At 70.1% G+C, this 22,239-nt stretch carries 14 protein-coding genes; all 14 read left to right on the top strand.

Going from position 1 to position 22,239, the window contains the following annotated elements:
• The first annotated feature begins 53 nt into the window (after window positions 1–53).
• The 14 genes from J7I98_RS04750 to J7I98_RS04685 all read left to right on the top strand — a co-directional run bounded on the left by J7I98_RS04750 (window position 54) and on the right by J7I98_RS04685 (window position 22,177).
• Entirely contained in the window at window positions 54–2,675 is a 2,622-nt protein-coding gene (locus J7I98_RS04750) for a valine--tRNA ligase (protein WP_214918550.1), read from the top strand.
• Window positions 2,676–2,810: 135 nt separating this feature from the next.
• Window positions 2,811–4,334 (top strand): folylpolyglutamate synthase/dihydrofolate synthase family protein, encoded by a 1,524-nt coding sequence (locus J7I98_RS04745; protein ID WP_214918487.1) that lies wholly within the window; start codon window positions 2,811–2,813, stop codon window positions 4,332–4,334.
• 6 nt (window positions 4,335–4,340) lie between these two features.
• Window positions 4,341–4,700, top strand: coding sequence for a DUF4233 domain-containing protein (locus J7I98_RS04740; RefSeq protein ID WP_214918473.1), 360 nt, complete (start codon window positions 4,341–4,343; stop codon window positions 4,698–4,700).
• 67 nt (window positions 4,701–4,767) lie between these two features.
• Entirely contained in the window at window positions 4,768–5,181 is a 414-nt protein-coding gene (gene ndk, locus J7I98_RS04735) for a nucleoside-diphosphate kinase (RefSeq protein ID WP_214918471.1), read from the top strand.
• 286 nt (window positions 5,182–5,467) lie between these two features.
• Entirely contained in the window at window positions 5,468–6,487 is a 1,020-nt protein-coding gene (locus tag J7I98_RS04730) for a rod shape-determining protein (protein ID WP_055599051.1), read from the top strand.
• A 100-nt stretch (window positions 6,488–6,587) separates the two neighbouring features.
• On the top strand, window positions 6,588–7,523 hold the full coding sequence (mreC, locus tag J7I98_RS04725) for a rod shape-determining protein MreC (RefSeq protein WP_214918456.1): 936 nt from the start codon (window positions 6,588–6,590) through the stop codon (window positions 7,521–7,523).
• A 12-nt stretch (window positions 7,524–7,535) separates the two neighbouring features.
• On the top strand, window positions 7,536–8,204 hold the full coding sequence (mreD, locus tag J7I98_RS04720; protein ID WP_214918441.1) for a rod shape-determining protein MreD: 669 nt from the start codon (window positions 7,536–7,538) through the stop codon (window positions 8,202–8,204).
• A 57-nt stretch (window positions 8,205–8,261) separates the two neighbouring features.
• Window positions 8,262–10,430 (top strand): penicillin-binding protein 2, encoded by a 2,169-nt coding sequence (gene mrdA / locus J7I98_RS04715; protein WP_214918438.1) that lies wholly within the window; start codon window positions 8,262–8,264, stop codon window positions 10,428–10,430.
• Window positions 10,430–11,629 (top strand): rod shape-determining protein RodA, encoded by a 1,200-nt coding sequence (gene rodA / locus J7I98_RS04710; protein WP_214918434.1) that lies wholly within the window; start codon window positions 10,430–10,432, stop codon window positions 11,627–11,629. The genes mrdA and rodA overlap by 1 nt, the downstream gene beginning before the upstream one ends.
• Window positions 11,630–11,682: 53 nt before the next feature.
• The gene (locus J7I98_RS04705) at window positions 11,683–13,227 is read left to right on the top strand and encodes a CYTH and CHAD domain-containing protein (RefSeq protein ID WP_214918420.1); all 1,545 of its coding nucleotides are present in this window, start codon (window positions 11,683–11,685) and stop codon (window positions 13,225–13,227) included.
• Between the two features lie 108 nt (window positions 13,228–13,335).
• Window positions 13,336–15,261: a TIGR03960 family B12-binding radical SAM protein gene (locus tag J7I98_RS04700; protein WP_214918417.1), complete on the top strand. Its 1,926-nt coding sequence runs from the start codon at window positions 13,336–13,338 to the stop codon at window positions 15,259–15,261.
• Window positions 15,262–15,431: 170 nt separating this feature from the next.
• Complete coding sequence (locus J7I98_RS04695) at window positions 15,432–16,604, top strand: hypothetical protein (protein WP_214918415.1); 1,173 nt, start codon at window positions 15,432–15,434, stop codon at window positions 16,602–16,604.
• A 455-nt stretch (window positions 16,605–17,059) separates the two neighbouring features.
• A complete protein-coding gene (locus J7I98_RS04690; protein WP_214918401.1) occupies window positions 17,060–17,842 on the top strand; it encodes a TIGR03936 family radical SAM-associated protein in 783 nt (260 codons plus the stop codon).
• A 231-nt stretch (window positions 17,843–18,073) separates the two neighbouring features.
• On the top strand, window positions 18,074–22,177 hold the full coding sequence (locus tag J7I98_RS04685; RefSeq protein WP_214918398.1) for an Rne/Rng family ribonuclease: 4,104 nt from the start codon (window positions 18,074–18,076) through the stop codon (window positions 22,175–22,177).
• The last annotated feature ends 62 nt before the right edge of the window (window positions 22,178–22,239 follow it).

Here is a 22,239-nt window from a genome sequence, read left to right as displayed (position 1 = left end):
GTTACCAACAATCCGGTTTCGGTACGGGGCTGTGACGCCCGTAAACTGAGCCCGTGACCGAGAACTCTCAGCAGCAGCCAGCAGCCACCCCCGAACTGCCGACCCAGTACGCGCCGGCCGAAGTAGAGGGGAAGCTGTACGAGCGCTGGGTAGAACGCGGTTACTTCGAAGCCGACGAGAAGAGCGACAAAGAGCCGTTCACCGTCGTCATCCCGCCGCCCAACGTCACCGGCAGCCTCCACCTGGGGCACGCCTTCGAGCACACCCTGATCGATGCCCTTACGCGCCGTAAGCGCATGCAGGGGTACGAGACGCTGTGGCAGCCCGGCATGGACCACGCCGGTATCGCCACCCAGAACGTCGTCGAGCGCGAGCTCGCCAAGGAGGGCAAGTCCCGCCACGACCTGGGGCGCGAGGCGTTCGTCGAACGCGTCTGGCAGTGGAAGGACGAGTCCGGGGGCCAGATCTCCGGGCAGATGAAGCGCCTCGGCGACGGTGTCGCCTGGTCGCGCGAGCGGTTCACCATGGACGAGGGCCTGTCCAAGGCCGTCCAGACGATCTTCAAGAAGCTGTACGACGACGAGCTGATCTACCGCGCCGAGCGCATCATCAACTGGTGCCCGCGCTGCCTGACGGCCATCTCCGACATCGAGGTCGAGTACCAGGAGGACGACGGCGAGCTCGTCTCCATCCGGTACGGCTCGGGCGAAACCGAGATCGTCGTCGCGACGACCCGCGCCGAGACGATGCTCGGTGACACCGCCGTCGCCGTCCACCCCGACGACGAGCGGTACGCCCACCTCGTCGGGACCGAGATCGAGCTGCCGCTCACCGGCCGCCGTATCCCGGTCGTCGCCGACGAGCACGTCGACCCCGAGTTCGGCACGGGTGCCGTCAAGGTCACCCCGGCCCACGACCCGAACGACTTCGAGATCGGCCAGCGGCACGGGCTGCCCAACCTGGCCGTGATGGACGAGCGGGCCGTCATCACCGCGCACGGGCCGTTCCAGGGCCTCGACCGTCTCGAAGCGCGCAGCGCCATCGTCGCCGCCCTGCGCGCCGACGGCCGGATCGTCGCCGAGAAGCGTCCGTACGTCCACTCCGTCGGGCACTGCTCCCGCTGCAAGACGACCATCGAGCCGCGCCTGTCCCTGCAGTGGTGGGTCAAGGTCGGCCCGCTGGCGAAGGAGGCCGGCGACGCCGTCCGCGACGGCCGCGTCAAGATCCACCCGAAGGAGATGGAGCCCCGCTACTTCGGCTGGGTCGACAACCTCCATGACTGGTGCATCTCGCGTCAGCTGTGGTGGGGCCACCGGATCCCGGTCTGGTACGGCCCGAATGGTGAGGTCGTCTGCGTCGGTCCCGACGACGAGGCGCCGACCGGCGAGGGCTGGCACCAGGACACGGATGTCCTGGACACCTGGTTCTCCTCCGGCCTGTGGCCGTTCTCCACGCTCGGCTGGCCCGAACAGACGCCGAGCGTCGAGAAGTTCTACCCGAACTCCGTGCTGGTCACCGGCTACGACATCCTCTTCTTCTGGGTCGCCCGGATGATGATGTTCGGCCTGTACGCCATGGACGGCACCCCGCCGTTCCACACCATCGCCCTGCACGGCATGGTCCGCGACCAGTTCGGCAAGAAGATGTCGAAGTCCTTCGGCAACGCGGTCAACCCGCTGGACTGGATGGACACTTACGGCTCCGACGCGGTCCGTTTCACGCTCGCGCGTGGTGCGAACCCCGGCGTCGACGTGCCGATCGGCGAGGACTGGGTCCAGGGGTCCCGCAACTTCGCCAACAAGATCTGGAACGCCACCCGCTTCGCGCTGATGAACGGCGCGACGGTGGAGGGTGAACTGCCGCCCGCCGAGCAGCTGTCGGCGGCCGACCGGTGGATTCTGTCGCGGCTCAACGCGACGGTCGCCGAGGTCGACGCGTACTACGAGGACTACCAGTTCGCGAAGCTCTCGGACTCGCTCTTCCACTTCGCGTGGGACGAGGTCTTCGACTGGTACGTCGAGCTGTCGAAGACGACGTTCTTCGCGGGCGGGGAGGCTGCCAAGGTCTCCGGCCGTGTCCTCGGCGAGGTCCTCGACGTCACGCTGCGGCTGCTGCACCCGGTCGTCCCCTTCGTCACCGAGACGCTGTGGACCACGCTCACGGGCAAGGAGTCGCTGGTCATCGCCGACTGGCCGAACGACTCCGGCTTCCGCGACGAGGCGGCCGAGAAGGAGATCGCGCTCGTCCAGCAGGTCGTCACCGAGGTCCGCCGCTTCCGCTCCGACCAGGGCCTCCAGCCCGGCCAGAAGGTTCCGGCCGAGCTCACCCTGACCGGTACGGCGCTGGCCCCGCACGAGGCGGCCATCCGCCAGCTGCTGCGCCTCCAGCCGGCCGGCGAGGACTTCCACGCCACCGCGTCGCTGCCGGTCGCCGGTGCCAGGGTCGCGCTCGACCTGTCCGGCACGATCGACGTCGAGGCGGAGCGCAAGCGCCTGGCGAAGGACCTCGCGGCGGCCGAGAAGGAGAAGGGCCAGGCGACGGGCAAGCTCGGCAACGAAGCGTTCCTCGCGAAGGCTCCGGACAACGTCGTGGACAAGATCCGCACGCGGCTCGCCAAGGCCGAGGCCGACATCGAGCGGATCACCGCGCAGCTGGCGGCGCTGCCGGAGAAGTAGGCCACGGCCGGTACGGACGGTACAGCCGGTACGGACGGGTACGTACGTACGCCGATGGGGCCCCGCGCAGTGCGCCGGGCCCCATCGGCGTACGGGGGCGCAGCTCCTGTCAGTGGTGCTCCGTAGACTGGTCCCGTGAGCCAGCTCCCCCCGCACGACGACAGTGATGCCCCCGACGCCCCCGACGCCTTCGAAGAGATCGTCCAGGCCGAGACCGGCCGCGATCCCGACCTCGCGGTGATCGAGGCAGGCAGCCGCACCCTGCGCACCCAAGGCGCCCCGCCGCAGGGCGACGGCGCCGCCGGCCGCCCCAAGGACCCGGAGGTGGACAAGGCGCTGCGCGCGGTCGAGCAGGAGCTCATGGGCCGCTGGCCCGAGACCAAGCTCGATCCGTCGCTGGTGCGCATCGCCGCGCTGATGGACCTGCTGGGCGAGCCCCAGCGCGCGTACCCCTCGATCCACATCACCGGCACCAACGGCAAGACCAGCACCGCCCGCATGATCGAGGCGCTGCTCGGCGCCTTCGAGCTGCGCACCGGGCGGTACACCAGCCCGCACGTGCAGTCGATCACCGAGCGCATCAGCCTGGACGGCGCCCCGATCGACCCCGAGCGCTTCATCGAGACGTACAAGGACATCCAGCCGTACGTCGAGATGACCGACGGCATGCAGGAGCACCGCCTGTCGTTCTTCGAGACGCTGACAGGCATGGCGTACGCCGCCTTCGCGGACGCACCGGTGGATGTGGCCGTCGTCGAGGTCGGCATGGGCGGCAGCTGGGATGCGACGAATGTGATCGACGCGTCGGTCGCCGTCGTCACTCCCATCGACCTGGACCACGTGGAGCGGCTCGGCGCCACGGCCGGCGAGATCGCCGTCGAGAAGGCCGGAATCATCAAGCAGGGTGCCACGGTCATCCTGGCGCAGCAGCCGGTCGACGCGGCCCAGGTGATGCTCAAGAAGGCCGTCGAGGTCGACGCGACGGTGGCCCGCGAAGGCATGGAGTTCGGCGTCGTCGCCCGCGAGGTCGCGGTCGGCGGCCAGCTGATGACGCTGCGCGGTCTCGGCGGTGAGTACGAAGAGATCTTCCTGCCGCTGCACGGCGCGCACCAGGCGCACAACGCGGCGGTCGCGCTGGCGGCCGTCGAGGCGTTCTTCGGCATCGGCGCGGAGCAGGCGCGCACGCTCGACAACGAAACGGTCCGCAAGGCCTTCGCCTCGGTCACGTCACCGGGCCGCCTGGAGGTCGTACGCCGCAGCCCCACCGTCGTCCTGGACGCGGCGCACAACCCGGCGGGCGCGCGGGCGGCGGCCGACGCCGTCACCGAGGCGTTCAGCTTCAGCCGCCTGATCGGGGTCGTCGGCACGAGCGGCGACAAGGACGTGCGGGGGCTTCTCGAAGCCTTCGAGCCGATCTTCGCCGAGGTGGTCGTCACCTCCAACTCCACGGGCCGTGCGATGGACGTGGACGAGCTGGCCGCGATCGCCGTGGAGGTCTTCGGCGAGGACCGGGTCCAGGTCGAGCCGCGCCTCGACGACGCACTGGAGGAGGCGATCACCCTCGCGGAGGCGGAGGGCGAGTTCTCGGGCGGCGGCGTGCTGGTGACCGGTTCTGTGATCACGGTCGGCGAGGCCCGGCTGCTTCTCGGGAGGGGCTGAGTTCTTGTGCGTACGCTCTGTGCATCCACGCTGATCAGCGAAGTTTTCGTCATAGGCTTCGCCGGCCTGGTCGCCATGAAGTCCGACGACATCTCGATGACCACGGTCTGGACGGTCTGCGGCGCCGGGATGCTGCTGTCCGTCCTGCTCTGCGGGATGCTCGGCCGCCCCGGCGCGGTCCAGCTCGGCTGGGCGCTCCAGATCGGGCTGATCGGCAGCGGCTTCGTGGTCCCGACGATGTTCTTCCTGGGCGCGGTCTTCGCGGGCCTGTGGTGGGCGTCGATCCACTACGGCCGCCAGATCGACGAGGCGAAGGCGAAATGGGCCGCGCAGGCGGAGGCATCCGCCGGGCCTGACGCTGCGTGACCGGTCACCGGACACGCAGGGTAGCCTTCTCGCACTTCCGCACCCACGTTTTGAAGGAGCCCGCACCGTGAGCCAGCGCACGCTCGTCCTGCTCAAGCCCGACGCCGTACGCCGCGGCCTGATCGGCGAGATCATCAGCCGCATCGAGCGCAAGGCGAACTGGACCATCACCGCGCTGGAGATGCGCAGCCTGGACCGGGTGATCCTTGAGCAGCACTACGGCGAGCACGTCGGGCGCCCCTTCTACGAGCCGCTCGTCGAGTTCATGTCTTCGGGACCGGTCGTCGCGCTCGTCGTCGAGGGCGAGCGCGTCATCGACGGCGTACGCCAGTTGGCGGGCCCCACTGACCCGATTGCCGCCGCGCCTGGCAGCATTCGTGGTGATTTCGGGACTATTGTCCGTGAGAACCTCGTCCACGCCTCGGACTCCGAGGAGTCCGCAGAGCGAGAGCTGAAGCTTTTCTTCCCCGGCATTTCCTGACATAACGTCAGCCATATAGAGCTCATGGTCTGGGGCGACCGAAGTAATTCGGTCGCCCCTCGGCATATGCACGATGATGCAGGGAACGCATCCCTCAGACACGACGTCACCATTACTGGGGCGGGTACGTGTTCCGCTCACAATGGCGAAGGACCCTCGCGCTGTGTCCGTGCAGGCGGCACTACGATGAAGCCTCACGCCCACACCACTCACTTCGCCGTCCTAAAAGCCAACCGCTCCGCTTGGGAAGGCCCGACGCATCCTCATGGGGAACAAGGGGAACTCAATGTCGTTCATCGGCCGTGACATGGCTATCGACCTCGGGACTGCCAACACGCTGGTGTACGTCAGGGGTCGCGGGATCGTGCTCAACGAGCCCTCCGTCGTCGCCATCAACACCAACACGGGCGGAATTCTCGCGGTCGGTTCCGAGGCGAAGAAGATGATCGGCCGTACGCCCGGCAACATCGTGGCCGTGCGACCGCTGAAGGACGGCGTCATCGCCGACTTCGAGATCACGGAGCGGATGCTCCGCTACTTCATCCTGAAGATCCACAAGCGCCGCTACCTGGCCCGCCCCCGCGTCGTCGTCTGCGTACCCTCCGGCATCACCGGAGTCGAGCGCCGCGCCGTCATCGAGGCGTCCACGCAGGCCGGCGCCCGCCAGGTGCACATCATCGAGGAGCCCATGGCCGCGGCCATCGGCTCGGGCCTGCCGGTCCACGAGGCCACCGGCAACATGGTCGTGGACATCGGTGGCGGCACCACCGAGGTCGCCGTCATTTCGCTCGGAGGAATCGTCACAGCACAGTCCATCCGGGTCGCCGGCGACGAGCTGGACAACGCGATCATCCAGCACATCAAGAAGGAGTACTCCCTCCTCCTCGGCGAGCGCACCGCCGAGCAGATCAAGATCACCATCGGTTCGGCGTACGACCTCGACAAGGACGAGCACACCGAGATCCGCGGCCGTGACCTCGTCTCGGGCCTGCCCAAGACCGTCGTCATCTCCGCCGCCGAGGTCCGCAAGGCCATCGAGGAGCCGGTCAACGCGATCGTCGACGCGGTGAAGACCACGCTCGACAAGTGCCCGCCCGAGCTCTCCGGCGACGTCATGGACCGCGGCATCGTCCTCACCGGCGGCGGCGCACTGCTCCGCGGCCTCGACGAGCGGCTGCGCCGCGAGACCGGCATGCCGATCCACATCGCCGAGGACCCGCTGGACTCCGTCGCGCTCGGGTCCGGCAAGTGCGTCGAGGAGTTCGAGGCGCTCCAGCAGGTACTGGACGCCCAGCCCCGCAGATGACCGGCTCAATGAATCCGCCGTACGAGGCCTCCCAACTCGTGCGGCGGATCGTTGATATACAGGCATAGGTATTCCGACGAGGAAGGCACGGCCGCCGCACGTGAGGGACACACGAGAGAGCCGGCTGCTCCTGGTGCTGCTGATCGCCATCGCATTCGCACTGATTACGGTGGATATCCGCGGCGGCGAGGAGTCACCGGTAGACGGCGCGAGGCAAGCCGCCGCCACCGTCTTCGGACCGGTGGAGAACGGGGTCGCCGCAGCTGTCGACCCGATCGGCAACGCCGTTGGCGCCATAAGGGACTCCGGTGAGCGGCACGACCGCCTCGCCGTCCTTGAGCGCGAGAACGCCGCACTGAAGCAGAAGCTCGGCAGCGACGACCGCAACCGCAGCCGCGTACGCCAGCTCGACAAGATGCTCAAGACAGCGGGCGCCGGCCGGTACGGCATCAAGGGCGCCGAGGTCATCGCGATAGGAGCGGCCCAGGGCTTCTCCTGGACCGTCACCATCGACGCCGGCCGCAACGACGGCCTCAAGCGGGACATGACCGTACTCAACGGCGACGGACTCGTCGGCCGCATCACCACCGTGGGCCCGGACACCGCGACCGTGCTGCTCGCCAACGACCCCGACTTCACCGTCGGCACCCGCCTGGAGAAGACCGACGAACTCGGCTTCGCCACCGGCCACGGCGACCGCCCGCTCGCCGTGCAGATGCTCAACGGCAAGGCCAAGGTCAAGGCCGGCGACCGCCTCGTCACCTTCGGCTCGCAGGCGTCCAAGCCGTTCGTGCCGGGCGTCCCCGTCGGCCAGGTCACCCGCGTCGACCCGTCCGGCGGCGACCTCACCCGCACCGTCTACGTCCGCCCGTACGTCGGCTTCAGCAAGCTCGACATCGTCGGCGTCGTCGTCGAAGCGCCCCGCCAGGACCCGCGCGACACGGTGCTGCCGGCCAAGCCCGCCGGCCCCAAGCCCACACCCACGGTCACCGTCACGGTCACCCCCTCGGCGCCCCCCGCCGACGGCACCCAGTAGGAGCTGAACTTCATGCGCTTCAACCGGATGCTGCTCTCGACCACCCTGGTGGTCGTCGCCCTGGTCGTCCAGGTCAGCGTCCTCGCCAGGCTCCAACTCCCCGGCGCCGTCCCGGACATAATGCTCCTCACCGTCCTCGGACTCGCCTTCGTGTACGGCCATGTCAGCGGCGCCCTCATCGGTTTCGGCGCGGGCCTCCTCGCCGACCTGGCCCCGCCCGCCGACCACGCCGTCGGCCGCTACGCCCTCGTCCTGTGCGTCATCGGCTACCTCGCGGGCCTCGCCAAGCCGGAGAGCGGCCAGCTCAGGTCCGCCTCGGGCCCGATGGTCGCGGTCGTCGTGGCCGCCCTCGCCTCCACCATGCTGTACGCCGGAGTGGGCGCCCTCGTCGGCGACACCGCGGCCCGCCATGTGGGCATCGGCTGGCTGCTGTTCACCTCCGCGCTGTACGACCTGCTGCTCGCCCCGTTCGTGGTGCCGCTGGTCATGGCGCTGGCGAGACGCGCGGAGAACGATCCGCTCGCCGACACCCAGAGCAGCCAGGGCAATGACGTCGCCACCGGCTGGCTCTCCTCGGGCACCGGGCTGCGCATCGGCAGCCAGGGCGGCGGACTGCGCATCAGGGCCGCACGCTCGCGGGCGGCAAAGGCCGGACGTATCAAGGGGGTCAAGCGCCTGTGAGGCTGCGTTTCTCCGGGGGGCCCCAGGCCCCCGGCCGGACATTCTGTGGGGGGCCACGTGAGTAACATCCCCGAGACCGGCCGGACCCCCCGGGTCCAGATCCGGCTCATCATCATCCAGGTCCTCGTCTTCTCGCTCCTCCTGACCCTCGGCGGCCGCCTCTGGTACATCCAGATCCGCAACGGCGACGAGTACACCGCCGAAGCCGCCAGCAACGGCGTCCAGCAGGTCGTCCAGCCCGCCGTCCGCGGCTCGATCCTCGACGCCCGCGGCGTGCCGCTCGCCGACAACGAGACCCGCCTCGTCGTCTCCGCCAGCCGCACCGAGCTGATGAAGATGAAGGACGACGGCAAGGCCGTACTGGCCCGCCTCGCCCAAGTCCTCGGCATGAAGCCGAAGGACGTCGCGTACAAGGTCAGGCTCTGCGACTCCAAGACCCCCCAGCCCTGCTGGAACGGCTCGCCCTACCAGCCGATCCCCGTCACCGACGAGGCCACCACCAAGCAGGCCCTCCAGATCCGCGAGCGCGCCGAGGACTTCCCCGGCATCACCGCAGAGCCCACCGCCGTACGCCGCTACACCGCCCCGGGCAAGGCCAAGACCGCCCAGGTCCTCGGCTACCTCTCGCCGGTCACCGACGAGGAGATCGAGAAGGCGAAGGACGGCCCGTCGCCGTACCTGCGCTCCGACATGGTCGGCCGCTCCGGACTTGAGCGTACGTACGACAAGGAACTGCGCGGCAAGGCCGGCGTCACCCGCTACGAGGTCGACAACCTCGGCCGCGTCATGGGCGAGGCGGAGAACGACCCGGCGGAGCCCGGCTCCAGCGTCGTCACCAGCCTCGACGCCCGGGTCCAGGCCGTCGCCGAGTACGAGCTCCACCAGGCGATGAAAACCGTCCGGAAGGAGACCGACAAGATCACCGGCCGCAAGTACGAGGCCGACGCGGGCGCCGTCGTCGTCATGGAGTCCAAGACCGGCCGCGTCGTCTCGATGGCCTCCCAGCCCGACTACGACCCCAACGCCTGGATCGGCGGCATCTCCGGCAAGGAGTACGCCAGGCTCACCGACAAGAACTCCAACTACCCGCTGCTCAACCGGTCCATCCAGGGCCAGGCACCCGCCGGCTCAGTCTTCAAGGTGGTGTCGGCGAGCGCGGCCGTGCGGGCCGGCCACCCCTTCGACAACCGCTACAACTGCAGCAGTTCCTACAGCATGGGCAACCGGAGCTTCGCGAACTTCGAGTCCAAGGGGCACGGCCCCATCTCCCTCGGTGACGCCCTCAAGTTCTCCTGCAACACCGTCTTCTACCGTCTCGGCCACGAGGAGTGGAAGCGTGACGGCGGCATAAAGCCGAAGAAGAACGCCCACGACTGGTTCTACCGGACCGCCCATGACTTCGGATTCGGTGGCGAGACCGGCATCGACCTGCCGAATGAGGTCAAGGGCCGCATCCCCGACCGCAAGTGGAAGCAGAACTTCTGGGAAGCCAACAAGGACGCCTGGTGCAAGCAGGGCAAGAAGGGCGGCACCTACGTCGAGAAGATTGCCTACGAGAGCTGCCTCGAAGGCAACCAGCTGAAGGCCTTTGACAGCATCAACTTCGCCATCGGCCAGGGCGACGTTCTCATCACCCCCATTCAGCTGGCCACCGCCTACTCCGCCATCAGCAACGGCGGCACCCTCTACAACCCCACCATCGGCAAGGCCGTGATCAGCCCCGACGGCAAGAGGATCGAGGAGATCAAGCCCAAGGCCCACAGCAAGCTGCCGGTCGACGCCGAAACCATTCGAGACCTCGACAAGGGCCTGCGCTCCGTCGTCGAGCCCGGCGGCACCGCCGCCTGGCGGTTCGGCGGCTGGCCGCAGGACAAGATCCCGATGCGGGCCAAGACCGGCACCGCCCAGGTCTACGGCAAGCAGACCACCTCGTGGTTCGCGACCTACACCGACGACTACACGATCGTCATGACGATCTCCCAGGGTGGTACGGGCTCCGGCGCCTCCGGCCCCGCCGTACGCAACATCTACGACGCCCTCTACGGCGTCAGTGACGACGGCGAGATCAACCCGAAGAAGGCCCTGCTCCCCAAGCCGCAGAAGGCCCTCCCGAAGATCGATACGGACGGCTCCATCGACGCCCCGGAGATCAGGCCGTACGTACCCGAGAAGCCCAAGGACCCGGCCGCGGACAAGCAGATCGCTATCGGCAGGAGTGGCGACTGATGGCCGGCCCTCACGGTTTCTCCGTCCAGCGGTACACCCCCGACCGCGGCGCACTCGCCAGGCTCACCGCCCGCGACTCCATGCTGCGCAGGCTCGACTGGCCGCTGCTCTGGTCGGCGCTCGCGCTGTCCGTCCTCGGCGCGCTGCTCGTCTGGTCCGCGACCCGCGGCCGCGACTCGCTCAACCACGGCGACCCGTCGTACTTCCTCGTCAGGCACATCCTCAACACCGGTATCGGTCTCGCCCTGATGATCGGCACCATCTGGCTGGGACACCGCACCCTGCGCGGCGCGGTCCCCGTCCTGTACGGCCTGTCCGTGGTGCTGGTCCTGGCCGTACTCACCCCGCTCGGCGCGACTGTCAACGGCGCGCACGCGTGGATCGTGCTCGGCGGCGGATTCTCCCTCCAGCCCTCCGAGTTCACCAAGATCACGATCATCCTGGTCATGGCGATGCTGCTCGCGGCCCGCGTCGACGCGGGCGACCAGCTGCATCCGGACCACCGCACGGTCGTCAAGGCGCTCGGCCTCTCCGTCGTACCGATCGTCGTCATCATGCTCATGCCCGACCTCGGCTCGGTCATGGTCATCGCGGTGATCATCCTCGGCGTGCTGCTCGCCTCCGGCGCGTCCAACCGCTGGGTGCTCGGCCTGCTCGGCACGGGCGGGTTCGGCGCGGTCCTCGTCTGGCAGCTCGGCCTGCTCGACGAGTACCAGATCAACCGCTTCGCCGCCTTCGCCAACCCGGAACTCGACCCGGCGGGCGTCGGCTACAACACCAACCAGGCGCGCATCGCGATCGGCTCCGGCGGCCTCACAGGCACCGGCCTCTTCAAGGGCAGCCAGACCACGGGACAGTTCGTCCCCGAACAGCAGACCGACTTCGTCTTCACCGTCGCCGGCGAAGAGCTCGGCTTCGTCGGCGCCGGGCTGATCCTGCTGCTGCTGGGCGTGGTGCTGTGGCGTGCGTGCCGCATCGCGCGCGAGACGACCGAGCTCTACGGCACGATCGTCGCCGGCGGCATCATCGCCTGGTTCGCCTTCCAGTCCTTCGAGAACATCGGCATGACGCTGGGCATCATGCCGGTGGCGGGCCTGCCGCTGCCGTTCGTCTCGTACGGCGGGTCGTCGATGTTCGCGGTCTGGGTCGCGATCGGACTGCTCCAGTCGATCAGAGTGCAGCGCCCGCTGTCGGCGTAGGTCCCGGCCCCTGCCCCCTGCACGGATGCCCGATTCGCGTCTAGATTCGGTACATGGCGGACACTAAGCGCGAGATCGAGCGGAAGTACGAAGCCGATGCCGAGGCCCGGGCCACCGGCGAGACCCCGTTGCCCGACCTGACCAGGGTGGCCGGGGTCTCGTCCGTTCCGGACAAGGGCGTCGCGGAACTCGACGCCGTCTACTACGACACGCACGACCTGCGGCTCGCCGCCGACTCCATCACCCTGCGCCGCCGCACCGGCGGCGACGACGCCGGCTGGCACCTCAAGCTTCCGGTCTCCCCGGACGTACGCGACGAGATCCGCGCCCCGCTGGCCGACGCGATCCCGCGCTCGCTGGCGGGCCTGATCCGCTCCCGCACCCGCGACGACCTCGTCGTCCCCGTCGTACGGCTCCTCTCCTCCCGCGACGTCCGCCACCTCCTCGACGCGCGCGGTGAACTGCTCGCCGAGGTCAGCGTCGACTCCGTCACCGCGGAGCGGCTCGACGGGGACGGCGGCACGGCCCGCTGGACCGAGATCGAGGTCGAACTCGCCGACGGCGGCGACCCCGCCTTCCTCGACGCCGTGGAGAAGAGACTCCGCAAGGCGGGCGTGCGCCGGGCATCCTCGGCGTCCAAGCTGGCCAGGGCCCTGGCGGACACGGCGCCAGGGCCGAAGCCGGAGAAGGAGAAGAAGCAGCGGAAGACCGCGCCCGACACCGCGGGCGACCATGTCCTCGCGTACCTCCGCGAGCAGGTCGACGCCATCGTCGCGTACGACCCCGCTGTACGGCGCGACCTGCCCGACTCCGTGCACCAGCTGCGCGTCGCCACCCGCCGCCTGCGCAGCGCATTGCGTACGTACAAGAAAGTCCTCGACCGGACCGTCACCGACCCGATCGCCGAGGAACTCAAGTGGCTGGCCGGGGAGCTGGGCGTCGACCGCGACCACGAGGTCCTGAACGACCGCCTCCAGACCCGCATCGCCGCCCTCCCCAGGCCCCTCCTCCTCGGCCCGGTGCGCGGCCGCCTGCGGTCCGTGTCCCGCCGCACCGGATCGCGCCGCAAGAGCATCGCCGTACTCGACAGCCGGCGCCACCTGGACCTGCTCACGACCCTGCACGCCCTGCTGGCCGACCCGCCGCTTCTCCCGGCTGCGGCGCGACCGGCCGCGAAGCTGATCCCCAAGGCGGTCCTCCGGGACTACGCCCGCCTGGCCGCCCGCGTGGAGCACGCACTGTCGGTCCCGCCCGGCCACGACCGCGACCTGGCCATGCACGAGGCCCGCAAGGCCGCCAAGCGCGCCCGGTATGCGGCGGAGGCGGCCTGCCCGGCGCTGGGCAAGCCGGCGAAACGTTTCGCGAAGCGCATGAAGGCCGTCCAGACCGTACTGGGCGATCACCAGGACAGCGTCGTGGCCCGCGACGCCCTGCGAAACCTGGCGGTACAGGCGCACGCGGCGGGCGAGACGGCGTTCACCTGGGGACTTATGTACGGACAGGAGGAGGCGGACGCCGCCGCGCGCGAGCGGGAGCTGCCGGAGGTGTGGGAGCGGGCTTCGCGGCAGGAACTGCGCGCGGATCTGCGGGCCGTTTGAGGCGGGTCCGAGGCTGGCCCGAGGGTGGATCCGCGGGCGGATCTGAGGGGGTGACCACCGGGGTACGCTTGATGGTCACCCCTTTGCCCGCTCACGAGAGACACCACGATGCCTGTCGAGTCGGTCTTCCCACGCCTGGAAGCCCTCCTGCCGCATGTGCAGAAGCCCATCCAGTACGTCGGTGGAGAGCTCAACTCCACCGTCAAGGACTGGGACGCCTGCGATGTGCGCTGGGCCCTGATGTACCCGGACGCGTACGAGGTCGGGCTGCCCAACCAGGGCGTCATGATCCTTTACGAGGTACTGAACGAGCGTGACGGCGTCCTCGCCGAGCGCACCTACAGCGTGTGGCCGGACCTTGAGGAGCTCATGCGTGAGCACAAGGTCCCGCAGTTCACGGTGGACGCGCACCGGCCGGTGAAGGCCTTCGACGTCTTCGGTCTCTCCTTCTCCACCGAGCTCGGCTACACCAACATGCTCACCGCCTTGGACCTGGCGGGCATCCCGCTGGAGTCCAAGGACCGCACGCTCGACGACCCGATCGTGCTCGCGGGCGGACATGCCGCCTTCAACCCCGAGCCCATCGCGGACTTCATCGACTGCGCCGTGATCGGCGACGGCGAGCAGGCCGTCCTGGAGATCACCGAGATCGTCCGCGCATGGAAGGCCGAAGGCCGTCCCGGCGGCCGCGACGAGGTGCTGTTCCGGCTGTCCAAGACCGGCGGCGTCTACGTCCCGCGCTTCTACGACGTCGAGTACCTGCCGGACGGACGTATCGGCCGCGTCGTACCGAACAAGTCGGGCGTGCCGTGGCGCGTCTCCAAGCACACCGTCATGGACCTCGACGAGTGGCCGTACCCCAAGCAGCCCCTCGTCCCCCTCGCCGAGACCGTCCACGAGCGGATGTCCGTCGAGATCTTCCGCGGCTGCACCCGCGGCTGCCGTTTCTGCCAGGCCGGCATGATCACGCGCCCCGTGCGGGAGCGAAGCATCACCGGCATCGGCGACATGGTCGAGAAGGGTCTCAAGGCGACGGGCTTCGAGGAGGTCGGCCTGCTCTCGCTGTCGTCCGCGGACCACACCGAGATCGCCGACGTCGCGAAGGGCCTGGCCGACCGGTACGAGGAAGACAAGATCGGTCTTTCGCTGCCGTCGACCCGCGTGGACGCGTTCAACATCGACCTCGCCAACGAGCTGACGCGCAACGGCCGTCGCTCGGGTCTGACGTTCGCGCCCGAGGGCGGATCCGAGCGCATCCGCAAGGTCATCAACAAGATGGTCTCGGAAGAGGACCTCATCCGGACGGTCTCCACGGCGTACGGCAACGGCTGGCGCCAGGTGAAGCTGTACTTCATGTGCGGCCTGCCGACCGAGACCGACGAGGACGTCCTCCAGATCGGCGACATGGCCGTCAAGGTCATCGCCGAGGGCCGCAAGGTGTCCGGCCAGAACGACATCCGCTGCACCGTCTCCATCGGCGGATTCGTGCCGAAGCCGCACACCCCGTTCCAGTGGGCGCCGCAGCTGTCGGCGGAGGAGACGGACGCGCGGCTGGAGAAGCTGCGCGACAAGATCCGCGGCGACAAGAAGTACGGCCGCTCGATCGGTTTCCGCTACCACGACGGCAAGCCCGGCATCGTCGAGGGCCTGCTCTCGCGCGGTGACCGGCGCATCGGTTCGGTCATCCGCGCGGTCTACGAGGGCGGCGGCCGCTTCGACGGCTGGCGCGAGCACTTCTCGTACGACAGGTGGATGGACGCCGCCGCGAAGACGCTGCCGGACTTCGGCGTGGACGTCGACTGGTACACGACGCGTGAGCGCACGTACGAGGAAGTCCTGCCCTGGGACCACCTGGACTCCGGTCTCGACAAGGACTGGCTCTGGGAGGACTGGCAGGACTCGCTCGACGAGACCGAGGTCGAGGACTGCCGCTGGACGCCGTGCTTCGACTGTGGCGTCTGCCCGCAGATGGACACGCAGATCCAGATCGGCCCGACGGGCAAGAAGCTGCTGCCGCTGACGGTCGTCAAGTAGTTGTGAGGTGAAGGCCCGGCCCCGGGAGCTCCCGGGGCCGGGCCTTCGCGTGTACTTGCACTTGCACTTGCACCGGACCTGGCACAACGCACGGCAAGGAAAGCCCTGATGGTGGATCCGGACGGCGGACTGATGCGTCCTTGCTGGGGAGAACACGGGGAGAGACCGACATGGATTTCGAAAAGCAGCCGCCGGCGCGGCACGAGCCTGCCCGGCACGAGCCTGTCCGGCAGGGGCCCGAGCAGGCGGAAGGCTGCCTGACGGCCGTCATCAGGATCCCGGTGCGGATCGTCGTGCTGGTCCTGGTCGTTCCCGTGCGGATGGTCTGGGACCTGCTGGTCGTCTGCGCGAAGGCGACAGGGCGGGGGCTGGGCCGGCTGGGCCAAGTGCTGCTGGTGGTACCGCTGTTGTGGCTGTACGAGAACGTCCTCGTCCCCGTCGGGAAGGCGCTCGCGTACGTCGCCTACGCGGTGCTGGTCCTGCCGTGGATCGTGCTCTGGAAGTACGTCGTGGTGCCGGTGGTGCGGTACGGGATCGTGGTGCCGGCGGTGTGGGTGTACCGCTGGCTGCTGACGCCCGTCGGGCACGGTCTGGCCTGGCTCGGGCGCATCGTGGGCGTGGCGGTTACCTGGCTGGTCATGACCTTCGTCGTGACGCCGCTGGCCTGGCTGTACGCGCAGGTGCTCACCCCGGTGGGACGCGCGCTCGCGTGGGTTGCGGTTGGGATCGGACGAGCGGTCGCGTGGCTGGCAATTGGGATCGGGCGGGTGCTCGCCTGGCTGGGCAAGGCGGTGTTCGTGTGGCCGTGGGTGGCGCTGTGGCAGTACGTGCTCGCGCCGGTGGGGCGCGCGCTGTGGACGGCGTTGGCGTGGTGCGTCATGACGCTGCTCGTGACGCCCGTGGCCTGGGTTTGGCGCCGGGTCGTGGTGCCGGTCGGGCGCGAGCTGGCCGCCGCGTTCGGGCACGCGTGGCGCATCGCCGGGTACATCTCGCGGGCCGTCGGGCGCGTACTGAAGTGGCTCGGGTGGAATCTGGTCGGGCGGCCGGTGCGGTCGGTGTGGCTCGGCGTTTGTACCCCGGTGGGGCACTGGGTCCGCGACACGATCTGGGCGCCGGTGAAGCGGGCGTCCCTCGAAGCGGGCCGGGCGGCGCGCGGCGCGCTGCGCTCCGCGCGGGAAACGGTGCGGCGGGCTCGGCGGGATGCGTGGCGGGCGGTTGTCGGGGGCCCGGGAGATACGTGGGCGGCTGAGCCGCGGGGTGTGGGCGGCGGGGACGCGAGTGCGCCGCCGAGCGTCGGTCCGGGCGTGGATCCGGCGCAGGGTCCGGGGGCGGCTCGGCCCTGAGTGGGGCGGGCCTTGCGGGGGCTTGGTCCCTTCCCCGCCCCTTCCCGGACTGGTGGCAAGCCCCCAGCCCCCCGGTCGGACTGATCTTTCAGCCTGGGGGTCCCCCCTGGACGTAGTCCTTGGGGGAGTTTGAGGACCGGGGTCTGGGGCGGAGCCCCAGGTCTGGGAAGGGGCGGGGTGGGGAAAAGGCTTGCGCCCGAGCCGCTCGCCACCGGGGCCGGACCAGGGCGGGGAACTGGTTGCGGCTGCTGCGCGTACTCTGGGTAGTAAGACGACTGCCCCCAGCGCGGCACCCGCGTCCGTGATCTCCCTGCGCAGGCAGGGGTGAGCCGGGCGGTCGGGACGCGAGGGGACATCCCACGCCGGAGGGTGGCGCGCGGAGAGCGCGCCGCCCCGCACGAGGAGAAGAACCACTGGGCAAGCGACAGCCCGAAGGCCCGCCGCCCGCACCGGCGGTGCAGCGCATCCGACTGCGCTACACCAAGCGCGGCCGCCTCCGGTTCACCAGTCACCGCGACTTCCAGCGCGCATTCGAGCGGGCGCTGCGCCGCGCCGAGGTGCCCATGGCCTACTCGGCAGGCTTCACCCCGCACCCGAAGGTCTCGTACGCCAATGCCGCACCCACCGGCACGGGCAGCGAGGCCGAGTACCTCGAAATCGCGCTGACTGCCACGCGCGACCCCGACGAGCTGCGCGAGCTGCTCAATGAGTCGCTGCCGGCCGGGCTCGACGTCACCGACGCCGTCGAGGCCCGTACGTCGGGTCTCGCCGACCGGCTGCAGGCCTCCGTATGGGAGATGCGCCTCGACGGCGTCGCTCCCGAGGACGCGGAGAAGGCCGTCGAGGCCTTCCTCGCAGCCGAGAGCGTCGAGGTCCAGCGCCGCGCGAAAAACGGCATGCGGACCTTCGACGCACGGAGTGCCGTGGCAGATCTGCAGGCCATCCGTCCAGCGGCCGATAGGCCGGGGGACGGGCCCTGTGCGATACTGCGGCTGGTTGTTCGGCATTTGACACCCGCCGTTCGACCCGACGACGTCCTGTCCGGTCTCCGAGCTGTGGCCGACCTGGCGCCGCCGGTCCCCGCAGCGGTGACCAGGCTGGCGCAGGGGCTCTTCGACGAGGAGTCCGGCACGGTGACCGACCCGCTCGCGCCCGACCGCGAGGCAGTCACGGCCGCCCCACCCATGGCCGCCGGACTGACCGCCGCGACGGCGCCGGATGGTGCAGGTTCCGCGTAGGACGGTCGTCGTAGCGCAGCCCTGGTACTCGGGAGCCACCTGGGTCGGGCAGCGCACTGACCAGAAGACTTTCGCCAGGCCGTGCGTACAACGCGTACGGAACCGGCGAGCTAGACAACAGCTCCCGTGCGGCGCCCGCGCCCCGGACGGCGGTACTGCGCTCATCGCGCGGACCGGACCGGACCGGAATCAGGTGTGGCGCCCGGGAGCGTGACGGGAGAACCGCCCGCAATGCTTGAGCCGATCAGTTCCACTGAGCCCTCGGAAGGTACCGCGCGTACCGCCGGGGACACTGACAACAACCATTCGCCCAGCGACACGCTGCCGCCGCGTCGTCGGCGCCGCGCGGCTTCGCGTCCTGCCGGACCTCCGTCCGGTGACACGAAGGCCGCAGTGACCGCCCAGCCCGCCGAGAGTACAGAGGCCGCGGCTCCGGCCATACCGGCCGGAGAGAGTGCTGTGAGCGACACCAGCGACATCAACGAGACCACTGAGCCGACGCCGCCCGCGCGCCCGCGTCGCCGCGCCACCCGTAAGGCGACCGCGCCCGCCGGGGCGCCCCAGCCCGCCGAGAGTACAGAGGCCGAGGTGCAGGAGGCGGAAGAGACGGCTGCGGCCCCTGTGGCTGCCGCCGACGAGAGCGCTGCCGCCGAGGAGACCGCACCGCCGGCTCGTACGCGTCGCCGTGCGACCCGTAAGGCCACTGCGCCCGCCGGTGCGCCCAAGGCCGCTGAAGCCGAGGCCGCGCCCGAGGCAGAGGTCGAAGTCCAGGCTCCGGCCGAGGTCGTAGCCGCAGACGAGAGCGCCGAGGTGGCTCCGCCGGCTCGTACGCGTCGCCGTGCCACCCGTAAGGCGACCGCGCCTGCCGGTGCGCCGAAGCCCGCCGAGGCCGAAATCGAGGCCGAGGCCGAGGTGCCCGTCGCCGTGTCCGAGGTCGCCGAGGTTGCCGAAGCGCCCGAGGCCGTCGCCGAGGAGGCGCCGCGTGGCCGTGGTCGCCGTCGTGCGACGCGCAAGGCCACCGCGCCCGCCGGTGCGCCCAAGGCCGAAGAGCCCGCCGCCGAGGAGGCCGCCCCGGCCGAGCCCGTGGCTCCCGCCGCCGAGGCGGAGGAGGCACCGCGTGGCCGTACGCCGCGTCGTCGCGCCGGTCGCAAGGCGGCCGACGAGGCTGCCGTGACCGCCGAGGCCGCTGCCCCGAAGGTCGCTGCGCCGAAGGCTGCCGCCCCGAAGGCTGCCGCCCCGAAGGCCGCCGAGCCCGCCGCCGAGGAGCCGGCGCGTTCGCGCCGCCGTGCGGCGCGTCCCGCTGTCGCCGTGTTCCAGGCCCCGGTCTTCACCGAGCCGATGTTCCAGACCCCGGAGACGGCTGCGGCTGCCGCTGCCGCCCGGGCGAAGGAGCCCGAGTACATCGAGGACATCGTAGAGGAAGAGGAGGCGGAGGAGACGGTCGTCGAGGCCCCGCCCGCCCCTCAGGGCCCGGCGCGCGGCCGCCGTCGCCGCCGTCGTGGTGAGGCCGCCGAGGAAGAGCGCCCGGAGCGCGCCGAGCGTGTCGTCGAGACCGCGCCCGAGGTCGAGGAGGAGGCCGAGCCGGCCGAAACCGACGAGTCGGAGGAGGCCGAGGACCGCAGGGCCCGTCGCCGTCGCCGTGGTGGCCGTCGCCGTCGTCGTGGCGAGCCCTCCGACGAGGACGAGCGCGCTGAGGAGACGGAGGAGGCGGCCGAGGCTGTCGCCGAGCGCGAGGCCGAAGAGGAAGAGCGGGCCGAGGAGGACGAGGACGAGCAGGCGGGTGCGGGTTCCGCGTCCAGCCGTCGCCGTCGTCGCCGTCGCCGCCGTAGTGGTGACGCGGGTACGGAGGCTGCCGAGAACGGCGTCGACGACCCGGAGCGTACGGTCGTCAAGGTCCGCGAGCCGCGCAAGAAGGAGGCCGAGCGCGAGCCCGGCACCGGCTTCGACGAGGTCCAGTCCATCAAGGGCTCGACCCGTATGGAGGCGAAGAAGCAGCGCCGCCGCGAAGGTCGTGAGCAGGGCCGCCGACGCGTCCCGATCATCACCGAGGCCGAGTTCCTGGCACGCCGCGAGGCCGTCGAGCGTGTGATGGTCGTCCGTCAGAACGGCGACCGCACGCAGATCGGTGTGCTCGAGGACAACATCCTCGTCGAGCACTACGTCAACAAGGAGCAGGCGACCTCGTACGTCGGCAACGTCTACCTGGGCAAGGTCCAGAACGTACTGCCGTCGATGGAGGCAGCCTTCGTCGACATCGGCAAGGGCCGCAACGCCGTCCTGTACGCCGGTGAGGTCAACTTCGACGCGCTGGGCATGGGCCACGGCCCCCGCCGCATCGAAAGTGCCCTGAAGTCCGGCCAGTCGGTCCTCGTGCAGGTCACGAAGGACCCGATCGGCCACAAGGGCGCCCGCCTCACCAGCCAGGTCTCGCTGCCCGGCCGCTACCTGGTCTACGTGCCCGAGGGCTCGATGACCGGCATCAGCCGCAAGCTGCCCGACACCGAGCGCGCGCGTCTGAAGACCATCCTCAAGAAGATCGTCCCCGAGGACGCGGGCGTCATCGTCCGTACCGCCGCCGAGGGTGCGAGCGAGGACGAGCTGCGCCGCGACGTCGAGCGTCTGCAGCAGCAGTGGGAAGACATCCAGAAGAAGTCCAAGAGCACCGGCGCGACCAGCGCCCCGACTCTGCTCTACGGCGAGCCGGACATGACCGTCCGCGTGGTCCGGGACATCTTCAACGAGGACTTCTCGAAGGTCATCGTCAGCGGCAACGACGCGTGGGACACCATCCACGGTTACGTCGCGCACGTCGCCCCCGACCTGACGGACCGGATCTCGCGCTGGACCTCCGAGGTCGACGTCTTCGCGACGTACCGGATCGACGAGCAGCTGATGAAGGCACTGGACCGCAAGGTCTACCTGCCGAGCGGCGGCTCGCTGGTCATCGACAAGACCGAGGCGATGGTCGTCGTCGACGTCAACACCGGCAAGTTCACCGGTCAGGGCGGCAACCTCGAAGAGACCGTCACCAGGAACAACCTGGAGGCGGCCGAGGAGATCGTGCGCCAGCTGCGGCTGCGCGACCTGGGCGGCATCGTCGTCATCGACTTCATCGACATGGTCCTGGAGTCCAACCGCGATCTGGTGCTGCGGCGCCTGCTGGAGTGCCTGGGACGCGACCGTACGAAGCACCAGGTCGCCGAGGTCACGTCGCTGGGCCTGGTCCAGATGACCCGTAAGCGGGTGGGCCAGGGTCTGCTGGAGTCCTTCTCCGAGACCTGCGTCCACTGCAACGGGCGCGGCGTGATCGTGCACATGGAGCAGCCGACCACCGCCGGTGGCGGTGGCAAGCGCGCCAAGAAGCGCGGCCGTGGCGGTGCGGCGGAGCCGGAGCACGAGCACGTCGAGCTGATCGAGGCAGAGGTCGAGACCGAGGCCGAGGTGGCTGCCGAGGCGGCCGCGCCCGTGGCGCTCGCCGAGCCCGAGTTCGTACCGGACGAGGAGCTGTACAGCAGCCCGGCGGAGGCCGAGGCGGCTGCGGGACGCGGGCGTTCGCGCCGCAGGGCGTCGCGCAAGGCGACGGCTCCGGCCGGTGCGCCCAAGGCGGCCGTCCCGGTCCAGGTTCAGGAGCCGGTGAGTGTGCCGGAGCCCGAGGCCGCACCGGAGCCCGAAGCGGTGACGGAGCCTGCGGCCGAGCCGCAGCCGGAGGCCGTCCCGGTCCGTACGCGCCGTCGTGCGACCCGGAAGGCGACGGCCCCGGCCGGTGCGCCGAAGGCCGCCGAGGCGTCGGCCGAGGCTGTCGTCGTCGAGCCGGTCGTCGTCGAGGAGGCGCAGGTCGCAGCCCCGGCCCCGGTGGTCGAGGAGCCGAAGGCCGCGGAGCCCGTGGTCGAGGCCCCGGTGGCCGAGGCGCCCGCAGCGGCGGCTCCGCCGCGTGCGCGCCGTCGTGCGACCCGCAAGGCCACCGCGCCCGCAGGTTCGCCGAAGGGCGCGGAGGAAGCGGCCGTGCTCGTGGTCGAGACCGCGCCCGAGGCCCCGGAGGCCAAGGCCGAGGTCAAGGCTGAGGCCAAGGCCGAGGAGCCGGTGGCCAAGGCGGAGGCCGCTGAAGTCGGCTCCGAAGCCGAGGTCGCGGCCCCGGCCAAGAAGGCGGTTCGTAAGACCGCCAAGAAGGCCACCACCAAGAAGGCGGCGACCGCCACCAAGGCGACCGCCGCGAAGAAGACGGCCGCCAAGAAGACCACGGCGAAGAAGACGACGGCCAAGAAGGCGTCGGCTTCCAAGAAGACCGCGGCGGCGGAGCAGTCGGCGCCGTCCGTCTCGGCTCCGACCGAGGACTGACCTTCGGTCGCGTCCAGCGCAACACAGCCGTGTGGGCTGTCCCGGATTCACTTCCGGGGCAG

Origin of the sequence: Streptomyces sp. ISL-98 (assembly GCF_018614055.1) — a bacterium.
Lineage (GTDB): Bacteria > Actinomycetota > Actinomycetes > Streptomycetales > Streptomycetaceae > Streptomyces > Streptomyces spiramyceticus.
Note: the sequence above shows the minus strand (reverse complement) of the source record. Positions and strands in the feature narration are given on the sequence as shown.